The organism is Roseovarius sp. CH_XMU1461, from assembly GCF_037027165.1.
In the GTDB taxonomy this organism is placed as follows: Bacteria; Pseudomonadota; Alphaproteobacteria; order Rhodobacterales; family Rhodobacteraceae; genus Roseovarius; species Roseovarius nubinhibens.
Genome location: NZ_JAYMDV010000012.1, coordinates 13,565 through 30,215, shown reverse-complemented (window position 1 = coordinate 30,215; position 16,651 = coordinate 13,565). Strand labels below are relative to the sequence as shown.

At 56.4% G+C, this 16,651-nt stretch carries 19 protein-coding genes and 1 pseudogene; 7 read left to right on the top strand and 13 right to left on the bottom strand.

Features of this window, described 5'->3' with window-relative positions; all coding sequences use genetic code 11:
- The 5 genes from WA237_RS18395 to WA237_RS18375 all read right to left on the bottom strand — a co-directional run.
- The coding region (locus WA237_RS18395) for a transposase (RefSeq protein WP_336099446.1) at positions 1–311 on the bottom strand (311 nt) is incomplete at its 3' end.
- Positions 312–366: 55 nt separating this feature from the next.
- Positions 367–720 (bottom strand): IS66 family insertion sequence element accessory protein TnpB, encoded by a 354-nt coding sequence (tnpB, locus tag WA237_RS18390; protein WP_336099445.1) that lies wholly within the window; start codon positions 718–720, stop codon positions 367–369.
- Positions 714–1,124, bottom strand: coding sequence for an IS66-like element accessory protein TnpA (gene tnpA / locus WA237_RS18385; RefSeq protein ID WP_336099443.1), 411 nt, complete (start codon positions 1,122–1,124; stop codon positions 714–716). Before tnpA ends, tnpB begins: the two co-directional genes overlap by 7 nt.
- Before the next feature lie 690 nt (positions 1,125–1,814).
- Positions 1,815–2,177 (bottom strand): hypothetical protein, encoded by a 363-nt coding sequence (locus tag WA237_RS18380; RefSeq protein ID WP_336099442.1) that lies wholly within the window; start codon positions 2,175–2,177, stop codon positions 1,815–1,817.
- Positions 2,178–2,251: 74 nt separating this feature from the next.
- The gene (locus WA237_RS18375; protein ID WP_336099441.1) at positions 2,252–3,112 is read right to left on the bottom strand and encodes a hypothetical protein; all 861 of its coding nucleotides are present in this window, start codon (positions 3,110–3,112) and stop codon (positions 2,252–2,254) included.
- A gap of 1,347 nt (positions 3,113–4,459) precedes the next feature.
- Here WA237_RS18375 and WA237_RS18370 point away from each other — a divergent pair.
- Positions 4,460–5,311: a 2OG-Fe(II) oxygenase gene (locus WA237_RS18370; RefSeq protein ID WP_336099439.1), complete on the top strand. Its 852-nt coding sequence runs from the start codon at positions 4,460–4,462 to the stop codon at positions 5,309–5,311.
- Between the two features lie 228 nt (positions 5,312–5,539).
- The gene (locus WA237_RS18365; protein ID WP_336099438.1) at positions 5,540–5,740 is read left to right on the top strand and encodes a hypothetical protein; all 201 of its coding nucleotides are present in this window, start codon (positions 5,540–5,542) and stop codon (positions 5,738–5,740) included.
- Positions 5,741–6,124: 384 nt separating this feature from the next.
- Here the strand turns inward: WA237_RS18365 and WA237_RS18360 are convergent, their stop codons facing one another.
- Positions 6,125–6,679, bottom strand: coding sequence for a hypothetical protein (locus tag WA237_RS18360; protein ID WP_336099436.1), 555 nt, complete (start codon positions 6,677–6,679; stop codon positions 6,125–6,127).
- Positions 6,680–7,161: 482 nt separating this feature from the next.
- Between WA237_RS18360 and WA237_RS18355 the strand changes: the two genes are divergently transcribed.
- Complete coding sequence (locus WA237_RS18355; RefSeq protein ID WP_336099434.1) at positions 7,162–7,296, top strand: hypothetical protein; 135 nt, start codon at positions 7,162–7,164, stop codon at positions 7,294–7,296.
- A 1,545-nt stretch (positions 7,297–8,841) separates the two neighbouring features.
- Positions 8,842–8,970 carry a hypothetical protein gene (locus WA237_RS18350; protein WP_336099432.1) on the top strand — a complete coding sequence of 43 codons (129 nt, stop codon included), beginning with the start codon at positions 8,842–8,844 and terminating at the stop codon, positions 8,968–8,970.
- Between the two features lie 142 nt (positions 8,971–9,112).
- On the opposite strand, the gene WA237_RS18345 is transcribed toward WA237_RS18350, so the two are convergent.
- The gene (locus WA237_RS18345) at positions 9,113–9,418 is read right to left on the bottom strand and encodes a helix-turn-helix domain-containing protein (protein WP_336099431.1); all 306 of its coding nucleotides are present in this window, start codon (positions 9,416–9,418) and stop codon (positions 9,113–9,115) included.
- 278 nt (positions 9,419–9,696) lie between these two features.
- Complete coding sequence (locus WA237_RS18340) at positions 9,697–10,074, bottom strand: hypothetical protein (RefSeq protein WP_336099430.1); 378 nt, start codon at positions 10,072–10,074, stop codon at positions 9,697–9,699.
- Positions 10,075–10,187: 113 nt separating this feature from the next.
- Between WA237_RS18340 and WA237_RS18335 the strand changes: the two genes are divergently transcribed.
- The 3 genes and pseudogenes from WA237_RS18335 to WA237_RS18325 all read left to right on the top strand — a co-directional run.
- Positions 10,188–10,565 carry an STAS/SEC14 domain-containing protein gene (locus WA237_RS18335; RefSeq protein WP_336099429.1) on the top strand — a complete coding sequence of 126 codons (378 nt, stop codon included), beginning with the start codon at positions 10,188–10,190 and terminating at the stop codon, positions 10,563–10,565.
- 514 nt (positions 10,566–11,079) lie between these two features.
- Positions 11,080–11,391: a hypothetical protein gene (locus WA237_RS18330; RefSeq protein WP_336099427.1), complete on the top strand. Its 312-nt coding sequence runs from the start codon at positions 11,080–11,082 to the stop codon at positions 11,389–11,391.
- Between the two features lie 110 nt (positions 11,392–11,501).
- Positions 11,502–11,779, top strand: a pseudogene (locus tag WA237_RS18325) (integrase core domain-containing protein); the annotation flags it as partial.
- A gap of 105 nt (positions 11,780–11,884) precedes the next feature.
- Here WA237_RS18325 and WA237_RS18320 read toward each other — a convergent pair.
- From WA237_RS18320 to WA237_RS18300, 5 genes are all read right to left on the bottom strand, one after another.
- Positions 11,885–12,619 carry an amino acid ABC transporter ATP-binding protein gene (locus tag WA237_RS18320; RefSeq protein ID WP_336099426.1) on the bottom strand — a complete coding sequence of 245 codons (735 nt, stop codon included), beginning with the start codon at positions 12,617–12,619 and terminating at the stop codon, positions 11,885–11,887.
- The gene (locus WA237_RS18315; protein ID WP_336099424.1) at positions 12,616–13,290 is read right to left on the bottom strand and encodes an amino acid ABC transporter permease; all 675 of its coding nucleotides are present in this window, start codon (positions 13,288–13,290) and stop codon (positions 12,616–12,618) included. The genes WA237_RS18320 and WA237_RS18315 overlap by 4 nt, the downstream gene beginning before the upstream one ends.
- A 4-nt stretch (positions 13,291–13,294) precedes the next feature.
- The gene (locus WA237_RS18310; protein WP_336099422.1) at positions 13,295–14,065 is read right to left on the bottom strand and encodes an amino acid ABC transporter substrate-binding protein; all 771 of its coding nucleotides are present in this window, start codon (positions 14,063–14,065) and stop codon (positions 13,295–13,297) included.
- A 255-nt stretch (positions 14,066–14,320) separates the two neighbouring features.
- The gene (locus WA237_RS18305; RefSeq protein ID WP_336099420.1) at positions 14,321–15,946 is read right to left on the bottom strand and encodes an FAD-binding oxidoreductase; all 1,626 of its coding nucleotides are present in this window, start codon (positions 15,944–15,946) and stop codon (positions 14,321–14,323) included.
- Between the two features lie 55 nt (positions 15,947–16,001).
- A complete protein-coding gene (locus tag WA237_RS18300; RefSeq protein WP_336099418.1) occupies positions 16,002–16,628 on the bottom strand; it encodes a glutathione S-transferase family protein in 627 nt (208 codons plus the stop codon).
- Positions 16,629–16,651: the final 23 nt, after the last annotated feature.

The following is a 16,651-nucleotide window of genomic DNA, read 5'->3' as shown; positions in this document are numbered from 1 at the left end:
AGGTCCTTGGGTAGATTGCCCCGGTTGCGCCGGACCGCCCGGCGCGGGGACGCTTGCGGCGGAGCCTGTTCGTCCTGCTGGGTCTCGACCTCGGCGACTGCGGCCTCAAGATCCTCGAACGCCAGTTGCCGCTCGTCTTCGCTCAGCTTCTCCGACCGTTTGCCATGCACGGCCTGGTTCAGCTCGGCAATGAGGTGCTCCAGGCGTTTGTTGGCCTCCCGCAGCGCATCCCGCTCGCGCAGCACTGCCAGAACAGCGTCACGCTGGTCTTCGGGAATGGCAGAAAGGTCGATGGGCGGGGCACTGGACATGGCCGGAGCATAGCTCGATCCGCACCTTGGTGGGCAGGCTTTCCGGGCGCCCGAGTCACTCTGCCGCAGCCGGTCGGCGCGCTTCAAGGGACCGCACCCGCCGCCAATCCAGCCCGGCAAACAGCGCCTCGAATTGGGCGCGGTTCAAGGTCATCGCCCCGTCGCTTATGGCAGGCCAGGTGAAGCTGCTCTCCTCCAGCCGCTTGTAGGCCATGACCAAGCCACTGCCGACCCAGAACAGGATCTTCATCCTGTCCGCCCGCTTGGCCCGGAATACGAAGACCGTGCCCGTGAACGGATCTTCCGCCAGTGCTGACTGCACGAGCGCTGCCAAGCCGTCATGGCCTTTGCGGAAATCCACCGGCTTCGTCGCCACCAGGATCCGGACGCCCTGCGACGGCATCAGCATGGCGAGGTCCCGAGCGCATGCACGATCTCGGCGATCTGGGCTGCGGGCGTGCCGGATGCCAGCTCAATCCTGACTTCGCCCGAGAGGATCCGGATCACCTCTTCCGATGCCGGAATGTCCGGTTCCCGCGGCGCCTCCGGCACATCGCAGACCACCAGCGGAGCGAAGACCGGTTCATCCAGCTCCGCCGCTGGCAACACCAGCTCCCCCTGCTTCGCCAGCCGGCGCCAAGCCGACAGCTGGTTTGGCAAGACCCCATACCGCGCCGCCACGGCATTCACTGTCGCGCCCGGCTCAAGCGTATCCGCAACGGCCTGCGCCTTCACTGCATCCGGCCACCGCCGGTGACCCGACGCGTAGATCTCGACGCCCAACGATTTGAGAAACGAATTTGTAGCGCACATTGCGAAACGCACTCCCCACTATGAGATGGGTATGATCTCGCAGGCGAGCACCGCCCCTACAACGTGGGGCCAGGACACCGTTTACGTTAAAAGTCACATCTTACGGTGTGAGATTCGCCCGCTCATCGATCTCTATCAGAAGTCTATTTCGAGGTGCCCTGATGGCCGGCTAAAAGTCATATCTTACGGTGTGAGGACAGGGTGAAGCCGCAGCTACGGGCCTCCGTTGAAGTCATATCTTACGGTATGGGCCCAGAATCACTGCTTGGCGATTGCTGATGGTCCTAGTGTGCTCATAACGCTCCTAAAAGTCATAATTTACGGTGTGAGGAGACTCACTAAGGGGGCTCTAAAAGTCACATCTTACGGTGAGAGATGAAGCCAGCGCTCTCCGAAAAGTCGAATCTTACGGTATGAGGCAGAGGTCGGCATAGGGTCTAAAAGTCGGATCTTACGGTGTGATACCGGGCGTCAGCCCTCCCAAAAAGTCACATCTTACGGTGTGAGGGCGCGGTTGGATCAGATGTAAAAGTCATATCTTACGGTGTGAGGCTCTGGCCCCAAAACACCCCAGATTGAGGTTGTCAGGCTACTTTTTCGCCAAAAGGAGCCACGCATGTCATTCCCCTCGGAACTCGCCCGGAAGTTCATCTCATTGCTGCACGCCATCCCAGGGAGCCCTGAACGGGATCACCTCCTAGGCTCTTCGGAGGTATTTTGCCTTCCTGCAAGCAAAGCGTTTTGCTCGAGCCCGATACACCTCTGTCCTTCGGCAGTCAGATCCAGAAGCTTGATCTCTTTATCCATAGAGACGTCGCTCCAGACATGGTCTGTGAACCTCATCGAATTGATGGTAGCTTTCTTGGCCCCAGTGTTGCGCATGATGATCTCGCAGGCAGCGGCTGCCATGGTCTTTGCCGAATAGAATGTTGGTATCACGGTTCCAACTTCATTTACCAAGGGAGAGAAACGTGCATCTTCATTTGTGGATCCCGTAAAATTGATCGGCTGGGTATTTGCCGTGATGGATTCTAAGGAGCCTAGTTCAGGCATCCAACGACACGTCCTGTCGTCAATCCTCTCAGTCTCTCTACAGAAGGGATCGGGATTCTGACTTCCATACCTGCCTACCCGAAGTTTGGGGGTGAACTGACTGTCTTGAATATTTTTGAGACGTAATCAGGGTATGATCCAAGAAATTCGAAGGGCGGCCTACATTCAAAATTACTGTTGTCCAGCACAAGCCATTCAAGAAGTAGGATTTCCGGCCATTTGTTTTCCTCTGCAGTCTCGATCAGGTCTGAGATCACCGGGTGGACTCGTTGCCGATCAATGTCGAACTGAAATACCGGATAGGCAGGCCTACCTTCCTTGTCAAAGCGAAGGATTGTTCGCTTTGCCTCGAGGCGCAGAAGCGTCGAAGACGGGTTGGAGCTCGATTTTCCTAAAAACTTACAGGCTTGCTTCTGAGTAGCGAATGCGACGGAGCAAAACAGATGCTGAACCCACTCAGCCCGCTCCAGAGCTTCTACGAGTTGGGAATCGAGAGAAATCTCAATTTCGGCCTCTTGAGATGAAGGGCTGTCGGGTCTCATATGGAGAGTCGCTAAACCAAGGAAGTGGTCTCTAATGAGTTTCTCAAGACTCGTAGACATGAGGTATTCGTAAAACTCATGATGATCTCGCGATCCCCACCAATTCTTGTTGGTAGTTGCTGTCCTAGGAAACGGAATTTTCTCATGGGAATATTGCGTCCGTGGAGTCAACCTCGAGGGGTTTGGAGACAGTTCTTTTTGAATAGGAAAATCTGAGAACCCCATTGCCGCGCGATCAAACTCAGCCAATATCTGCATGATGTCCTGCTGAAGCTCCTCGATCGATGACAAGTCCAATAGAGCAAGTTTGAGAGAGTCTAGATCCCTCTTACCAATCAATTTTCGAGAAACCTCTTCAGAAATTTCCAATCTTGAGGCCGAGGTTTTGATCATGATGGTCTCGTTCGATGGAGAGCGGGCCCTCAGCTAGGCTGTCCCTGCAAGCATAGCGATTATAGCAGAGTTATCAAGTGTAGCCTGCCTGCTTGTCCAAGCAGATGCAACAACCGAAGTTGGACTTCGGCGGGCTTCGCCAGGCACCTCGCAACCCGGATATAGTCAGAGTCCAATGCCCATCTGCCTGCACCTAAAAATTCGCAGGTCGGAGAGAACAGTTTTAGATTTGGGCGGATTTCTGTCCAAAACCATGATAAATCTTATAGACTACAAGGTCCTACCGCGCGACGCGCGACAAGTCAGGTCGTTCGCTGATCCCGCCACGCGCAAGGCGTCACGGACAGGGGCAGTGCGGGACAATCTTGTACATACACTCGCAGGCACAATCGAGAGTGTCTCTCCTCTGGAGATGAAACCGAGCGGCGCGGCGTTCTTCAAAAGCAGCCTGTTCGAAAGGGAATGCGATGCCCTCATAAGGACAAACCCGAGAAGGTGGGCGCAGCGGTTTCGCTGGAATGGGAGCCGGAAGGCCTGAGCGCTTCGTGGCTGGCCAAGCGGATCTCTCAGATGAGAGCTTCGTGCTCTGGCATGTCTCATTTTAAGCAGCTCAATCGACGTTATGGCATCGAGCAAAAAATGAGGGTGCCGCCACACCATATCGACGGTATCTCTAATATCGACCTCGACGGATGCTGCATCGGCGGCAGACAACTTCCGGCATTCGCGTACTTTCACGCCAATCGTGTATACCAATGCTGCAGAGGAAACGCCGAAAGCGCCGAAGAAATGCCATAAGCGAAATCCATTTTTCAATTTTCATATCACTGGAAACTAAATCCCTCGGGCTAACAATCTATGCGCCCGAGGGAAGCTGGGTCAGACCACCAATACACTGGCCCGATTCACCGGCTTGGAGAGTAATAGGGGCAAGATGCAGTTTGTTGGAGAAATGTCAACATGTTAGTAGATGCCAGCCAGTATCTAAAATTGCTTTGGGGGCTAAAGGACCAGCTGTCAGCTGCGCTTAGAACAATGCGTCAGCTTTCTGGACCTCGCCCAATCCGTCCGAGCGCTCTTGTCGGTCGTTTTTGGACGAGAAATGGCTAGTGCTACTTAACGTCATCAAACCGCCTTTCAGGCTGTTACAACGTTACAAACTGTCGCGTAAGTTATTGAAAAATGAGTTGATAGGGAGTTCAGCGCTCTCCATCGCCGAGTCCTAGTCTTCCGCTTGGCCGACTGCCCCGTACACTCCTATGGCGACGCTTGATAATTCTGGAGAGCTTTACAGAGAGACAGACATAGGACTAAGTTTGTCATGCGCCGCAAGATTTTGGAGTGCCAATGTCCGCTGAAGCCAAACCTGTCTACCCAGTTGATACTGAAAGCCTATATCTTCCGCCCAAAGAGGCCGCCAAAATAGGAAAGAAGTATACTCACGAGTATCGATCCGGTGAGCCATACCACCATATTTGCATCGATGATTTTCTGCCCTTGGAGATTGTGCAAAAGGTTTATGGGGAAGCTTTAGCCTTTGACCCAAAGCCACCAGAAAACAGCTCCGCCCAAGAGCATCTCAAAGCATCCTATAGCCCTGATATACTGCCTGACTATACACGGCTTGTTTTTAGCGCACTCAACTCCCAGTCTTTTATCCGTTTCCTAGAAGAAATGTCTGGTATCAGTGGTTTGATCGCCGATCCTTATTTCAAGGGCGGCGGCATACACAGAACCAACAACGGCGGCTATCTAGGAGTCCATGCCGATTTCAACCACCACAAACAGATGAACTTAGAAAGGCGGCTGAACGTTCTCATATATCTCAACCCAGAATGGAAAGCTGAGTATGGCGGAGATTTTGAGATCTGGACTGATGATATGAAGGAGAAGATTTCTAGTTACGCTCCGATTCAAAATCGGATGTGCTGTTTTAGTACATCATCAAAAAGCATGCATGGAAATCCGGAACCAGTAAACCACCCAGATGGAAAACCAAGAATTTCCATTGCGCTATACTATTATACCGCAACCTGGACAGACAGCCATGTGGCCCATAGCACTCTTTTCCGACCACGTCCCGGCACATCGGACCAACAAACGTATAAGCAGGACAGACTCAGAGTTATGCGGAAGTACACTCCGCCCGTGCTCCATCCACTTACAGAGAAAGTGATGCATAAATTGCGCCTAATATAGGCATGGCACGGTACGACGATACTATCTATATTTCCCACACAAAATATTTGTTGTGTAGGAATTCCATGATCCTGCCGCTTCAACTCCAAACCATCTACCAAAATCTCGTGCAGCATCATAAGGCTGCCATCAGTCAGTAGTAAATTTGAAGTACTCGTTTCGCTTGAAAAGCGTAGGTAATTGCCCCATATTGGCATCTTTTGGCCACCCGTAGAACAGGAGGGAGTGATGATCAAAGTTGCAGACTATCCACAGCTCAAAGCTCTCTGCTGGAACATGCCTGCAGATGCCGAGTTGGAAGAGAAGGACGCCGCGCGTCTTTACGTTCGTAATTGGCGTCATGTCAGGGCTAAGCACCTTGGCGACCGAGAGATTGCCTTGATGCGTCATCTCAAGAAGAATTACCGAGCCGCTCAACTGAATGTTTGATGCGCAAGCATCATCAGAGAATCCAGGTAATTATGGCTAGAATGCGCAGAGTTCTTCTGATCTCTGCGCATGCCTATTTTGGGGCGAAACTGCCATCGTCATGGAATTGGGGGGCGGAGTACAGGGAGCCGGCCGATATCGATTTTCTTTGCAATATCGATCTGCCCTGTTGGAGGGAGTTGCGCCAAGCTTTCTTCCGAGATCAATTCAGGGCGTTGTTCCCGAATGGGGACGTAGAAGAGACAGGTGAATTCGTTTCTGATCAGTATGGCATCCGGGGCCGGCTGCACTACTGTTGCAACTAAGTAGAAATGTCACTTGTTGCGCAAAGCAGAAGTGTCACCGTAGGACGCGATGGGAGCAAAGCCTGACAGGGCGGAGACCTCACATATCGCAGTCCTGACTGGCTTTGCGTTCCGCGTTTTGCTTGCGGTCTGCGCGGGAGTTCCAGCCTTTGTTGCGGCGGCCATTCTTTCGGTAACCGTCGCGGGCGCTTTCCGGGCGCACTTCGACATTATCGGCGGCCTTGTCCTGCTCAGCCTTGATATGGGCGAGGACCGCACCGAGATGCTTGTTGTCGGTGATCGCTGGATGCGTGACGCGCTGCTGCTGCGGATCGACGATGGTGCAGGGCAGGGCAATGCCCTTGTGCCGATTCTGGAAGCGCCCGTCGGGGAACTCGTAGGTGTCGGCGTATTTGCCAACCAGACCCCGTGTCAGATCGTTGACCTCCAGCCGGATGCGTTTGTGATCGTACTTCAGAGTCAGATCTTTGCTGACATAGTGCCTGTTGCGCAGGCAGAAGATCTCGGCCAGCCGGTCCGTTGCGACGCTCTGCCGACACGTAAGAGCCAAAAGCTCTGCCGCATTGTCCACTGTCAGCCGACCATCATCGACCTGCGCCAATACCTCTAAGCGGTGCAACTCGTGCTCGCTCATCACCACCCATCCCATGCACAATCTCCAGCGATCTCTTAGGGGAGAGCGACATTCCTGAATTGCTCATGGGTGACATTTTAGCTTTGCGGCTACACACTACTGAATCGCATAATGATGATCATGTAAAAAGCTGATTTGCGAAGCTTTTTTATTCAAGAGGCGTTGGCGGGAGCTGGGCTGATGGCCGCTTTGATCTCTCCAAAGGTCATGTGTTGCGAGATGCAGTGGATCTGGCCGGTACCTTAGATTTCACGCTTATTGTTTTATCGCAGGTAGTCCTAGAAGTAGTCGCGCATGCAGAGCTGCTTCTCTCCGAGATGGTCCATCTTATGATGGCTCATAGCTTGGAGACAACGCTTCTATGACGAGATCGACAGCTCTACTTATGACAAGATGATCAACGCCTATGTCTGCAATTTCCGCGAGATCCTGCGCGCCGAAACCGGGCATAAATATATCGAGACTTCTACGGGCGCGGCTACATGATCACCGATCCCAATCCCGCCGAAGCACAGCAGCAGATCGCGGCCGACGCGAAACCCCTGCTTCTCGAAAGCTTCAATGTCAAAACCGAGATGAATGCGGAAGAGATTCAGACCGAAGCCTGCGTCGGCTGATATACTACGACTGAGATTGCTCTCACCAACTGGGCTTGCCCGGACGGTCCAGTAAAAACTGTGACATCCCTGTAGAAAAATTTATATTGCTAGGGAAAAAATTTATTTTACATGTAAAATAGTTTGCCCATCTTCGTTACCAAACCCTAAGACATGCGTTACCAAAGTCGCAGGTGTGCGTTACCTAACTCAACATTTTTGTTACCTGTCAACTTTTTGCTCGTTGACAAATGCAGGCTCGACTAAGGGTTTTTGAGTATTTCGAGATTTCTCTGAAAAATATTTCTGCACGGGCTTCTGTTCGTGGGAGCGCTATTGCCTGTTCTCAGAGAGGTTTTCGATCAGAAATCCTGATTTTCCACGAAATGACCCCTGATCTGGTCACAAATTGACCGATTTCGGCCGCCGAGCAGTGTCTGGAGCTGGGGATCCGTCGCTGGTCATGGCGGGTGAAACTCCTGCGGCAAACGTGTTCTTGGCCTCGGACAAAGTTGCACGGCCGGAGATCAAAAAATCGAGGTCGCAGAGGTTGAGATCCCTGCTGGCGCGCCTGTTTTGGGGCTGCCCCATGACCCTGTGATCGTTGGCTTTTTCTGATTTTGCAGGGCGCGGCCGGCACCCTGTTCAGACGGTTTTCGAGGTCGAATTTTTGCCAGCGCCAAACTCAACATTTCTGTTACCTTACTCAACATTTTCGTTTCTCAAAGGTGGAGTAGTGGGGACAGCAAGCCAAAACGGAAAATCCATTTTGCAGCCATCCCCAAAAGGTGAAGGTTTCACCAAGCCCTTTCAGGCCGTCCAGACCCTCACTGCTTCGCATGAGTGCCCGGCCCCCCAGAAGAGGCCCTGGCTCGCCCCACACCACCCGGCCAGAAGCCCGGCCCCGCTCCGCGCTGCCCGCCCCCTGCCCATGCCGTCCGTCCGGCCGCCAATGTTGACAATCAGGCCTCCTGCCAATGTTGACAATTGGCCACCACCCAAGCCCTTCAGGCTCTCTTCCAATGTTGACAATTAGGATTGCCAAACATCCCTTCAGGAAGATCCCCACCCAAAAGGATTTGGGCCAGGCCAAAAGGGTTGCCTCACCAACCAGAACCAGATGATCCCCAACCGATCAGGATCTCAAGATCCCCAAACCATGCCCCGGCAAGACACCTCCACAATCCAAGATCAAGATCTCAGACATCCGTCCTTTCAGGATCTCCCAACCCCACCAGACATGGGCCTTCTCCCAGCCTGCCGGCAAGCGACCGAACAAGTTCACCTCAAGGCGCCCTCAGATCTGCCCCGTATGGGCACATCCCTTCCGCCTGAAGACGGCTTGCCAAACCCACCTGCGGAAACCCTACCCCAGAAATTAAGGCGCCTTGCCATCAGGCCCAGCGGCCGCCGGCCGACCGAACAAGTCGCCGAACAAGTCACTCTAGGAGAGACCGAACAAGTCGCCCCGCGGGACGCCTAAAGTCCTGAAGACAGATGATCCCCTGAAACCAGATTTTCAGGATCTCCACCCATCTGAAATAGAGAAAGCCCAAGGAGACGGGCGTGACCAACCACGAAGCTCAAAAGCAGACCACCCAGAAATCAGAAGACAGCGACCCTCGCCCATTCTGTGAGCTCACCAAGGAGCAGCAGCAGGCACTCTTCCAAAAAATGTTGGATAGCGCGTCCTGACCCTCAGTCCTGGTCGGATGCTCCCTCAGATCGATCGGCCGCCCACCAGGTGCTCACCTGATCCCATTTGGCCATAAAGGCGCCTTCCGCCTCAGCTGTCATGTCCCCCACACCCGCGATGACCCACTGCATTGAGCGGTCATCAGGCCCCCGGTTTACAGTCATCTTCCAGATCATAGCCTTCCTGATCTGTGTCAGTGGAGGTGCTGGCCGGGAGGGTGTCGGGCTGAATGAAGGCTGAAAGATCGCATCTCAGAGCAAGTGATAAAGACACCAGGGTGGACAGCTTCAGATCTCTCGTACCGCGCTCGATATGTGACAGCGTTGGCACCGAAGATCCGGAGAGGCGTGAAAGCTCCTCAAGGCTCAGGCCGAGGCCTTTGCGATGTGTCCTGATGTTTGACCCAATATTTTCTGCCCACGCCAAGGTTTCAGTCGGCTTTCTCACATCGCGCTCCCTTTATCGTGCGGGATAAATAAGGCGGAATTTGGATGACATCAAGGAAATCTTATCGTGCAGAATAATAGGTTCCAATCCTGCGTTCATTAGTTGATGGCTGACTTAATCCAAGCCGGCAGGACTACCTCTGAGTGCGAGATCGGTGTCTCCCAAAAGCAATCCTTTGAAATGAGTGGTGATCAGCTGATCGGTCTCGTAGTGCCGCATGGATTTGTAGAGATCGCGCATCAGAGCAATCGGGTTTTGGCCGCCTTCCCTGCCCCATCTCAGCATCCGATCCATTGGCCAGAGTGCGTCAGCGTGCATTTGTTGCACTCGGTGTCGATGGAATGGCTGCCCGTCGCATCGGACCAGCTCTTGATGCCGTAGCTGTGGCCACTGGAATCTATTGAGGTGATCCTGGTCGTCCCGTTATAGGAGGTGTCGACCTCGGTGTTGATCGAATAGGTTTCGCCTGTGCTGCTTCTCGAAGTGGTCGACACGGATCCATCGACGCGCTGAGTGACCGTGGTGCAGACCCGATTGGCGCCTTCTACGTAGCAGGTGGTCTCCGCCGCGGTCGGACCGGCAAAATGCAGGCTCACCGTTGCAGCAACGATTTTCTGAAAATGTCTCAATGCAATAGTACCCGGCTTGCGCCCCAATACGGGGAACCCTAAATCCCGGAAAGGTTGTCTGGCAAGGCAGAATTTCGCCGGTGCGAATCGATCGCGGAAACCAAAAGTTCTTCTCTGAATTTTTGGAATGGAGGTGCCTTATGATTGAAGTCAGAATTTTGGAAAGCAAACCCGTGGCCGAGGTGAAGTTGGCCGGCGTGGTCACGCAAGACAACATCAAGAACATGGAGGATCGGATCCTCCCGGCCCTCGAGCAGACCAACAAGCTTGGATTTGTGATCGATGTCCGGGATTGGGATGACATCACGGAGGACGCTATCCGCGAGGATCTCCGTTTTGAGATGAAGATGCTCAGGCGTCTGGTGGACATCGGCAATGTGGCGATCATCTCTGATAAGCAATGGGTGGCGGCCGTGACCAAGATGCTCTCGCCCTGGTTCCCTGGATCTGCGCTGCAGGCATTCACCGGTGAGCAGAAAGACGAAGCCCGCGCCTTTGCCGCAGAAATGGAAAGCTGAGGCAACCCATAGGGTCACCCGCTGATGATGGTGGAGATGACTTCCGCGGCGCTGCGGATGTCCCCTTAAAACAGGCAAGTGACCCTATGGCTACGGCGAGCGTGAGCATTTGCAGAATGCTAGAGATCACATCGAGAATTTTGGAGACAAACCTCGGACGGACACAAGGAACATGCCAGAAATACTTGTCAAATGGGGCTGCTGGCCAAGTGCCTTTGGATGTTGGTGACAGCCGATTCGCAGCGCGGTCGGATCCCCGCGTAGACGCCGCTAAGGTATCCCGCATTGCAGGTTCAGGTGATCGACTGCGCCCATAGCTCTGCCGCCATCTCGGTGAGTGCCGCGGTCGGGGCGAACACCGAGCATGCCGCGAACTCGTGGGCACGTTGCGCCATCGCACACGCCTGAAGGCAGAAAAATCAGCCATCAAGGTGAAATCCGCGATCCCTAAATCCTGCATTAAACATTTGGCGATAGGTAAGGCGTCGAAACCACATAACAGAGGAGTTTCACATTGAAAAAAATAATAAACGCCATCGTCTACAACACTGACACAGCAGAGAAGATCGCATCGGTGCGCCATAAAACCAACGACCATTCCAGTTGGTTTCAGGAAGAGCTGTATGCCACGGAGAATGGACGCTGGTTTATCGCTGGGGAAGGCGGATCGCATTCACATTATGCGACCGATGAGGGCGAGGGTAACATGAATGGTGGAAGCGATCTTTTGCCAGTTACCATTCCTGAAACGATGAGTTGGCTTGAGAAGCACCGCAAATACGACGTTCTTGAGGAGCACTTCGCAGCCTATCTGCAGACAACCTAAGCGGTCGCCACTACGATCCAACTGGCCAGACCCTTAACTCGGGCCTGGCCATCAGGAACAGCGTCTACTCTTGGTCCATGCGGTTTGGTTTGATCTGCTAGGCGAACGGGATCGAGAACCGGCTGACCAAACGGAACCATTGGACCAATGGCCGGGTCGAGCGCATGAACCTAACCTTCAAGCAGGCGACGGTGAAACGCTATCCATACGACAGCCACGAGCCGTTGCGCAGCCATCTTGCAGATTTCCTGGATCTCTACAACTTTGCACGCAGATTGAAGACGCTCAGCGGCCTCACACCCACTAATACATCCGCAAAGCCTGGCGATCAGAACCTGGACAACTCATCTTGAATCCGATCCCCCAAATGGCGGGGCAGAACAGCTAGGGCCTGAGGAGCGCAGGTCCAAAATGCCCTTCGAGGGGTCGAACCAAATCGATAGTAGCGTCGCGTTGTACCTCCCGGTGTATTTATGCCGGCCTCGCACGCAAATCACGCCGACAGTCGGCTCATAAACCGTTGGAGTCGCGGGTCCTGGGGAGCGCCGAAAATCTGGTCCGGCGCGCCTTCCTCGACGATTTTGCCGCCATGCATGAAAATCACCCGATCCGCAATCTCGCGGGCGAATTGCATCTCATGGGTCACGATGAGCATGGTCTGTTCCCGCGCCGCCACCCGCCGCATCAGGTCGAGCACCTCACCGACCCATTCGGGGTCAAGCGCCGAGGTCGGCTCGTCGAACAGCATCAGTTCGGCGCCGATGGCCATGGCGCGCCCGATCCCGACGCGCTGTTGCTGCCCGCCGGACAGGCTCGCCGGATAGCTGCCCGCCTTGTCGGCCAGCCCGGTTTCTGTCAGCACTTCGAGCGCGCGCGCCGCTGCCTCGGCCTTGGGCCGGCCTTGCACGGTGATCAACGCCTCCATGATGTTTTCCTGCGCGGTCATGTTGGCAAAGAGCGCGTAGTTCTGAAAGACAAAAGCAGAGCGGCGGCGCAGGGCCAGTATCTCGGCCCGCTTGACACCGGCGGCATCCAGCGTCACATCGCCGATGGTGATCCGGCCCGCGTCCGGCTGATCAAGGAAATTGAGACAGCGCAGCAACGTCGATTTGCCGGTCCCCGAAGGGCCGATGATCACCACCCGCTCGCCCGGCGCGATGTCGAGGTCAATGCCGTCGAGCACAGTCGTGCCGTTGAAACTCTTGCTTAGGCCGCGAATGGAAATCATCGTGCGTATGCCTTGTTCAGATAGGTTTCGAGCCGCTTTTGTCCCTGGCTCAGTAATTCGACCATGGCCCAGTAGATCAGCGCCACGACGAGAAACGCTTCGAAATAGAGAAAACTGCCCGCCGCCTCTTTTTGCGCCGCACCCATCATCTCGGTGACGCCCAAGGCAAAAGCAAGCGAGGTGCCCTTGATCATGTCGATGAAGTAATTGACCAGCGTCGGCGCCGCGACACGTGTCGCCTGTGGCAGGATGATCCGCCGCATCATCTGCGGTTGTGTCATACCGATCGACTGGGCGGCCTCCCACTGGCTGCGGTCAACGCCCAGAATGGCGGCGCGGATCGTCTCGGCCATATAGGCCGAAAAATGCAGCGTCAGCCCCATGATCGCGGCGGTGATCCCGTCGATACTGGTCAGAAAGCTCAGCACCTGTGGCAGGCCATAGTAAAAGAGAAACAGTTGCACCAGGAGTGGCGTGCCGCGGAAAAAGCTGATGAAGAGCAGCACCGCCCAATCGAGCCAACGGATGCGAAACACCCGCTCGACCGCCAGCAGCGAGGCGAGGACGAGGGCAAGCCCCATCCCCGCCGCCGCCATGCCGACGGTAAGCGGCACATAGCCCAGGATGACGGGCACCAGCCCCAGCATATAGTCGAGGTCCAGTCCCCGCATCGTCTTACTCCGGGCTGGTGATGTCGGTGCCGAACCATTTCTGCGAAATCTCGGCCAGCGTGCCGTTCTCGCGCAGGGTGGTCAGCGCCGCATCAATCTTGTCGCGCAGCGCGATCCCGGCCTCGTCATTGCGGAATGGCAACGCGTTGCGGATCTCCGAGAAGGGCTTGCCGGCCAGCGCCAGCGGTAGCGGGCTCTCCTGGATCAGCTGCGCCGACGAGACGCGGTCCATCACAAAGGCATCGACGCGCCCCAATGCGGTATCTTGTGCGATGTTCGCTTCATAGGTCTTGATCTCGATCTCTTCGGCAAAGGGCTGTTCGCGCAGCAATTGCTCAAAGTTCGACCCAAGGTTCACCGCAACGGTGCGGCCGCGCAGATCTTCGACACCGGCGATCTCGTCATTTCCGTCGCGCACGACCACCTGCGCCCCGTCATAGACATAAGGCTGGGTAAAGGTGAACTTGGCCTCGCGTTCGGGGGTGATGGTGATCTGGTTGGCGATCGTGTCGATACGGCCCGCATCGAGCGCTCCGACAAGGCCGGAAAAGGACATGGTCTCGAACGCGATGTCGAAACCGGTCTCTTCACCGACGGCGTTCATCACATCGACCTCAAAGCCCTGCAACACGTCCTGTTTGACAAAAGTGAACGGGAAATAGCCCCCCGACATCCCGACTCGCAGGGTCTGGTTGTCTTGTGCCAGAGCGGCACCGGAAAGCCCGACGCTGAGCGCGGCAGAGAGGAACGTGGCGGCGGCGATGGATTTGAACATCTGAATACTCCTATGAATTAGGGGCTGTAGGTGTCTCCGCGCGGCGCGGGTTTCAATGGCCCGAATAAGAACGGGACAAGAAAAGGCCCCTATTGTGGCGTTCCTCGCAGCGAGGGAAACATCGTTCCACGTGTCCCACCAGTAGCGGAATAGCGGTTCGACCTCCAGCCGTCGCGCGAAACGCAGAGGCGCCGCCTTGCCGCCCCGGCCTCCGATCCCTGCCGTGCGCGACGGCCCGCCGCGTGAATGTCCCGTTCAGCCGGGCCCAAAAGTCTCAAAGTGGATATGACCGGGCGCGATGCCGTGTTGCTCGAGACCTGATCGGATATCCGACAAAAACCGGGGCGGACCGCAGAGCAAGAAATGCGCCCCATTGCCGCCTGCCAATGCGATGACCGCCTCCGCCGTCAGAACCCCTTCGACATCGTAATCCCGACCCAGCCGGTCCTCCGCCGTCGGTTCACTAAAATAGACCCGGCTCCGCAGGGTTTCATGCGCGGTGACCAGCGCGCGGACCTCGGCGCCCATGGCTCGTTCGCGCGCGTTTTTGGCGGCATGGACATAGCAGGCGGGTCGACCCGTGCCGGCCAAAGCGTGCAGCATCGACAGCATCGGGGTCAGGCCCACCCCCGCACTGATCAGCACCACCGGCTCATCGCCCTCCGGCAGACCGAACTCGCCCGCTGGCGGAAGCGCCTCGATCACCTTACCCGGCCAGAGCGCGTCATGCAGATGGCGCGACATCAGCCCGCGTTCCTCCCGCTTTATGCTGAGCCTGTAGGCTGACCGATCCGCGGGATCGCCCGACAGGGAATAGCTGCGTGCCGTCATCCCTGCTTGCCCGGGGATCTGCACCGCGATGGGCAGATGTTGCCCTGGCGCGAACGGCGCAAGCGGGCGATCGTCCAGTGGCGCGAAATAGAAAGAGGTGATGTGATCGGCCTCTTTCACCCGGCGCGTCAGGCAAAGATGGCGTGCCTGCCCCGCCAACGCGTGCCACCGCAACCCAAGAGCGGCGGGGCGCTCGATCACCGCCTCGATGTCGATCCGGATCATCCGCCAGGCGTCCGGGTCATGCGCATCGCGCGGCGACCAGTCGATATGGGCCCGGCCGGTCAGATGCAGCAACCCACCGCTTTTGAAATCCACGAACAATAGTCCCACCCGTGGGTCCGCCATCAGATTGCCGATGGTGTTGAAAAAATTGTTCCCCGCATAATCCGGCAGCAAAAGCCGCGTGGGGCTCTCCACGTGCACGAACCCGGGCGCGCCACCACGATGCGAGGCGTCATAGCCGTTCGACGCGGCACCCTCCCGACCGTCATGGCCCGACCCGATGAAAAGCGTATCGGTGCGTTCGATCAGCGCAATTTGTGCGTCCGACAGCACGCTGTTGCGGGCCACCTCTCCCGGCTCGCGCGTCACCCGGCGCAGTCCACGGGGATGGATATACTGCGGGCAATTGCCAAAGGTCTGACGCATTGAGATGGTGAAACCTTCTGCCCCGGGCGCGATATGCCCGCTGAACCGGTTGCGCCGACGGCTGGCCAGTTCGATACCGAGGCCGCCAATGTCGCCGCCCTGCGCGAACCGACCCGCTAGGGGATCTGCGTCCTCGACAGAGGTCGCAAGCGTAAGATGCCGCGCATCGGGCGAGGTAATAAACCCCTCCGCCCCATCCAGAATGGTCGCCCAGACCTGCCCCTGCCCATCCGCCCCGGCCAGCACCAGAAACGGCAGCGCGGTGTGAAAGGCGCGGTGCTGCGAGGGCAGGTGATCGCGGATGAACCCACCGGCCCAGGCCGAGACATCGCCCACGCCCGCGCGCTCTTGGGCGGCGCGTTCGCCCTCATGAAAGGGATTTTCCTGCGTGCCTGTCATGGTCGCTCCGAAGGATTGCTGCCGGGGCCGTACGGACCCCAGCATAGAACAGGGTTCAGGCTGTCTCGGGGATGGGCGAACGTGCCATCGGCACGAAATTCGGCTGCGCCTCGATCCGGCCAAGCCAGGTACGGATGTTGGGATAGCCCTCCAGATCCACGCCGCCCTCGGGCGCATGCGCGATATAGGAATACGCAGCCACATCCGCGACCGTGATGGCCTGGGTCGCCAGCCAGTCGCGCCCCGTCAGATGCGCCTCCATGATTCCGAACAGAGCATGCGCCTTTGTCACCGATGCTGCGTGATCGTGACTAGTGCCGAACACCTTGACCAGACGCGCGGCACAGGGACCCGCATAGATGTTGTCTGCCGCAATCGTCAGCCAGCGTTGCACCTCCGCGGCGTCTTTCGGGGCCTCGGGCAGCCAATGCGAGCCTTTCGCATAGCGCTGCACCAGATAGATCAGGATCGCGTTGCTGTCGGCCAGCGTATAGCCGCCATCGTCAATCGCGGGCACCAGTCCGAACGGGCTGAGCCTGAGAAACTCCGGGGCCTTGTGCGCGCCATTCGCCATATCGAGATCGACCGTCTCATAGGGCCGCCCGAGAAAGGCCAGCATCAGCTCGACACGGTGGCAATGGCCGGATTTCGGGGTGCGGTAAAGTGTGATCGGGGTCGTCATTGGATCGGTTCCTTTGAATGAAA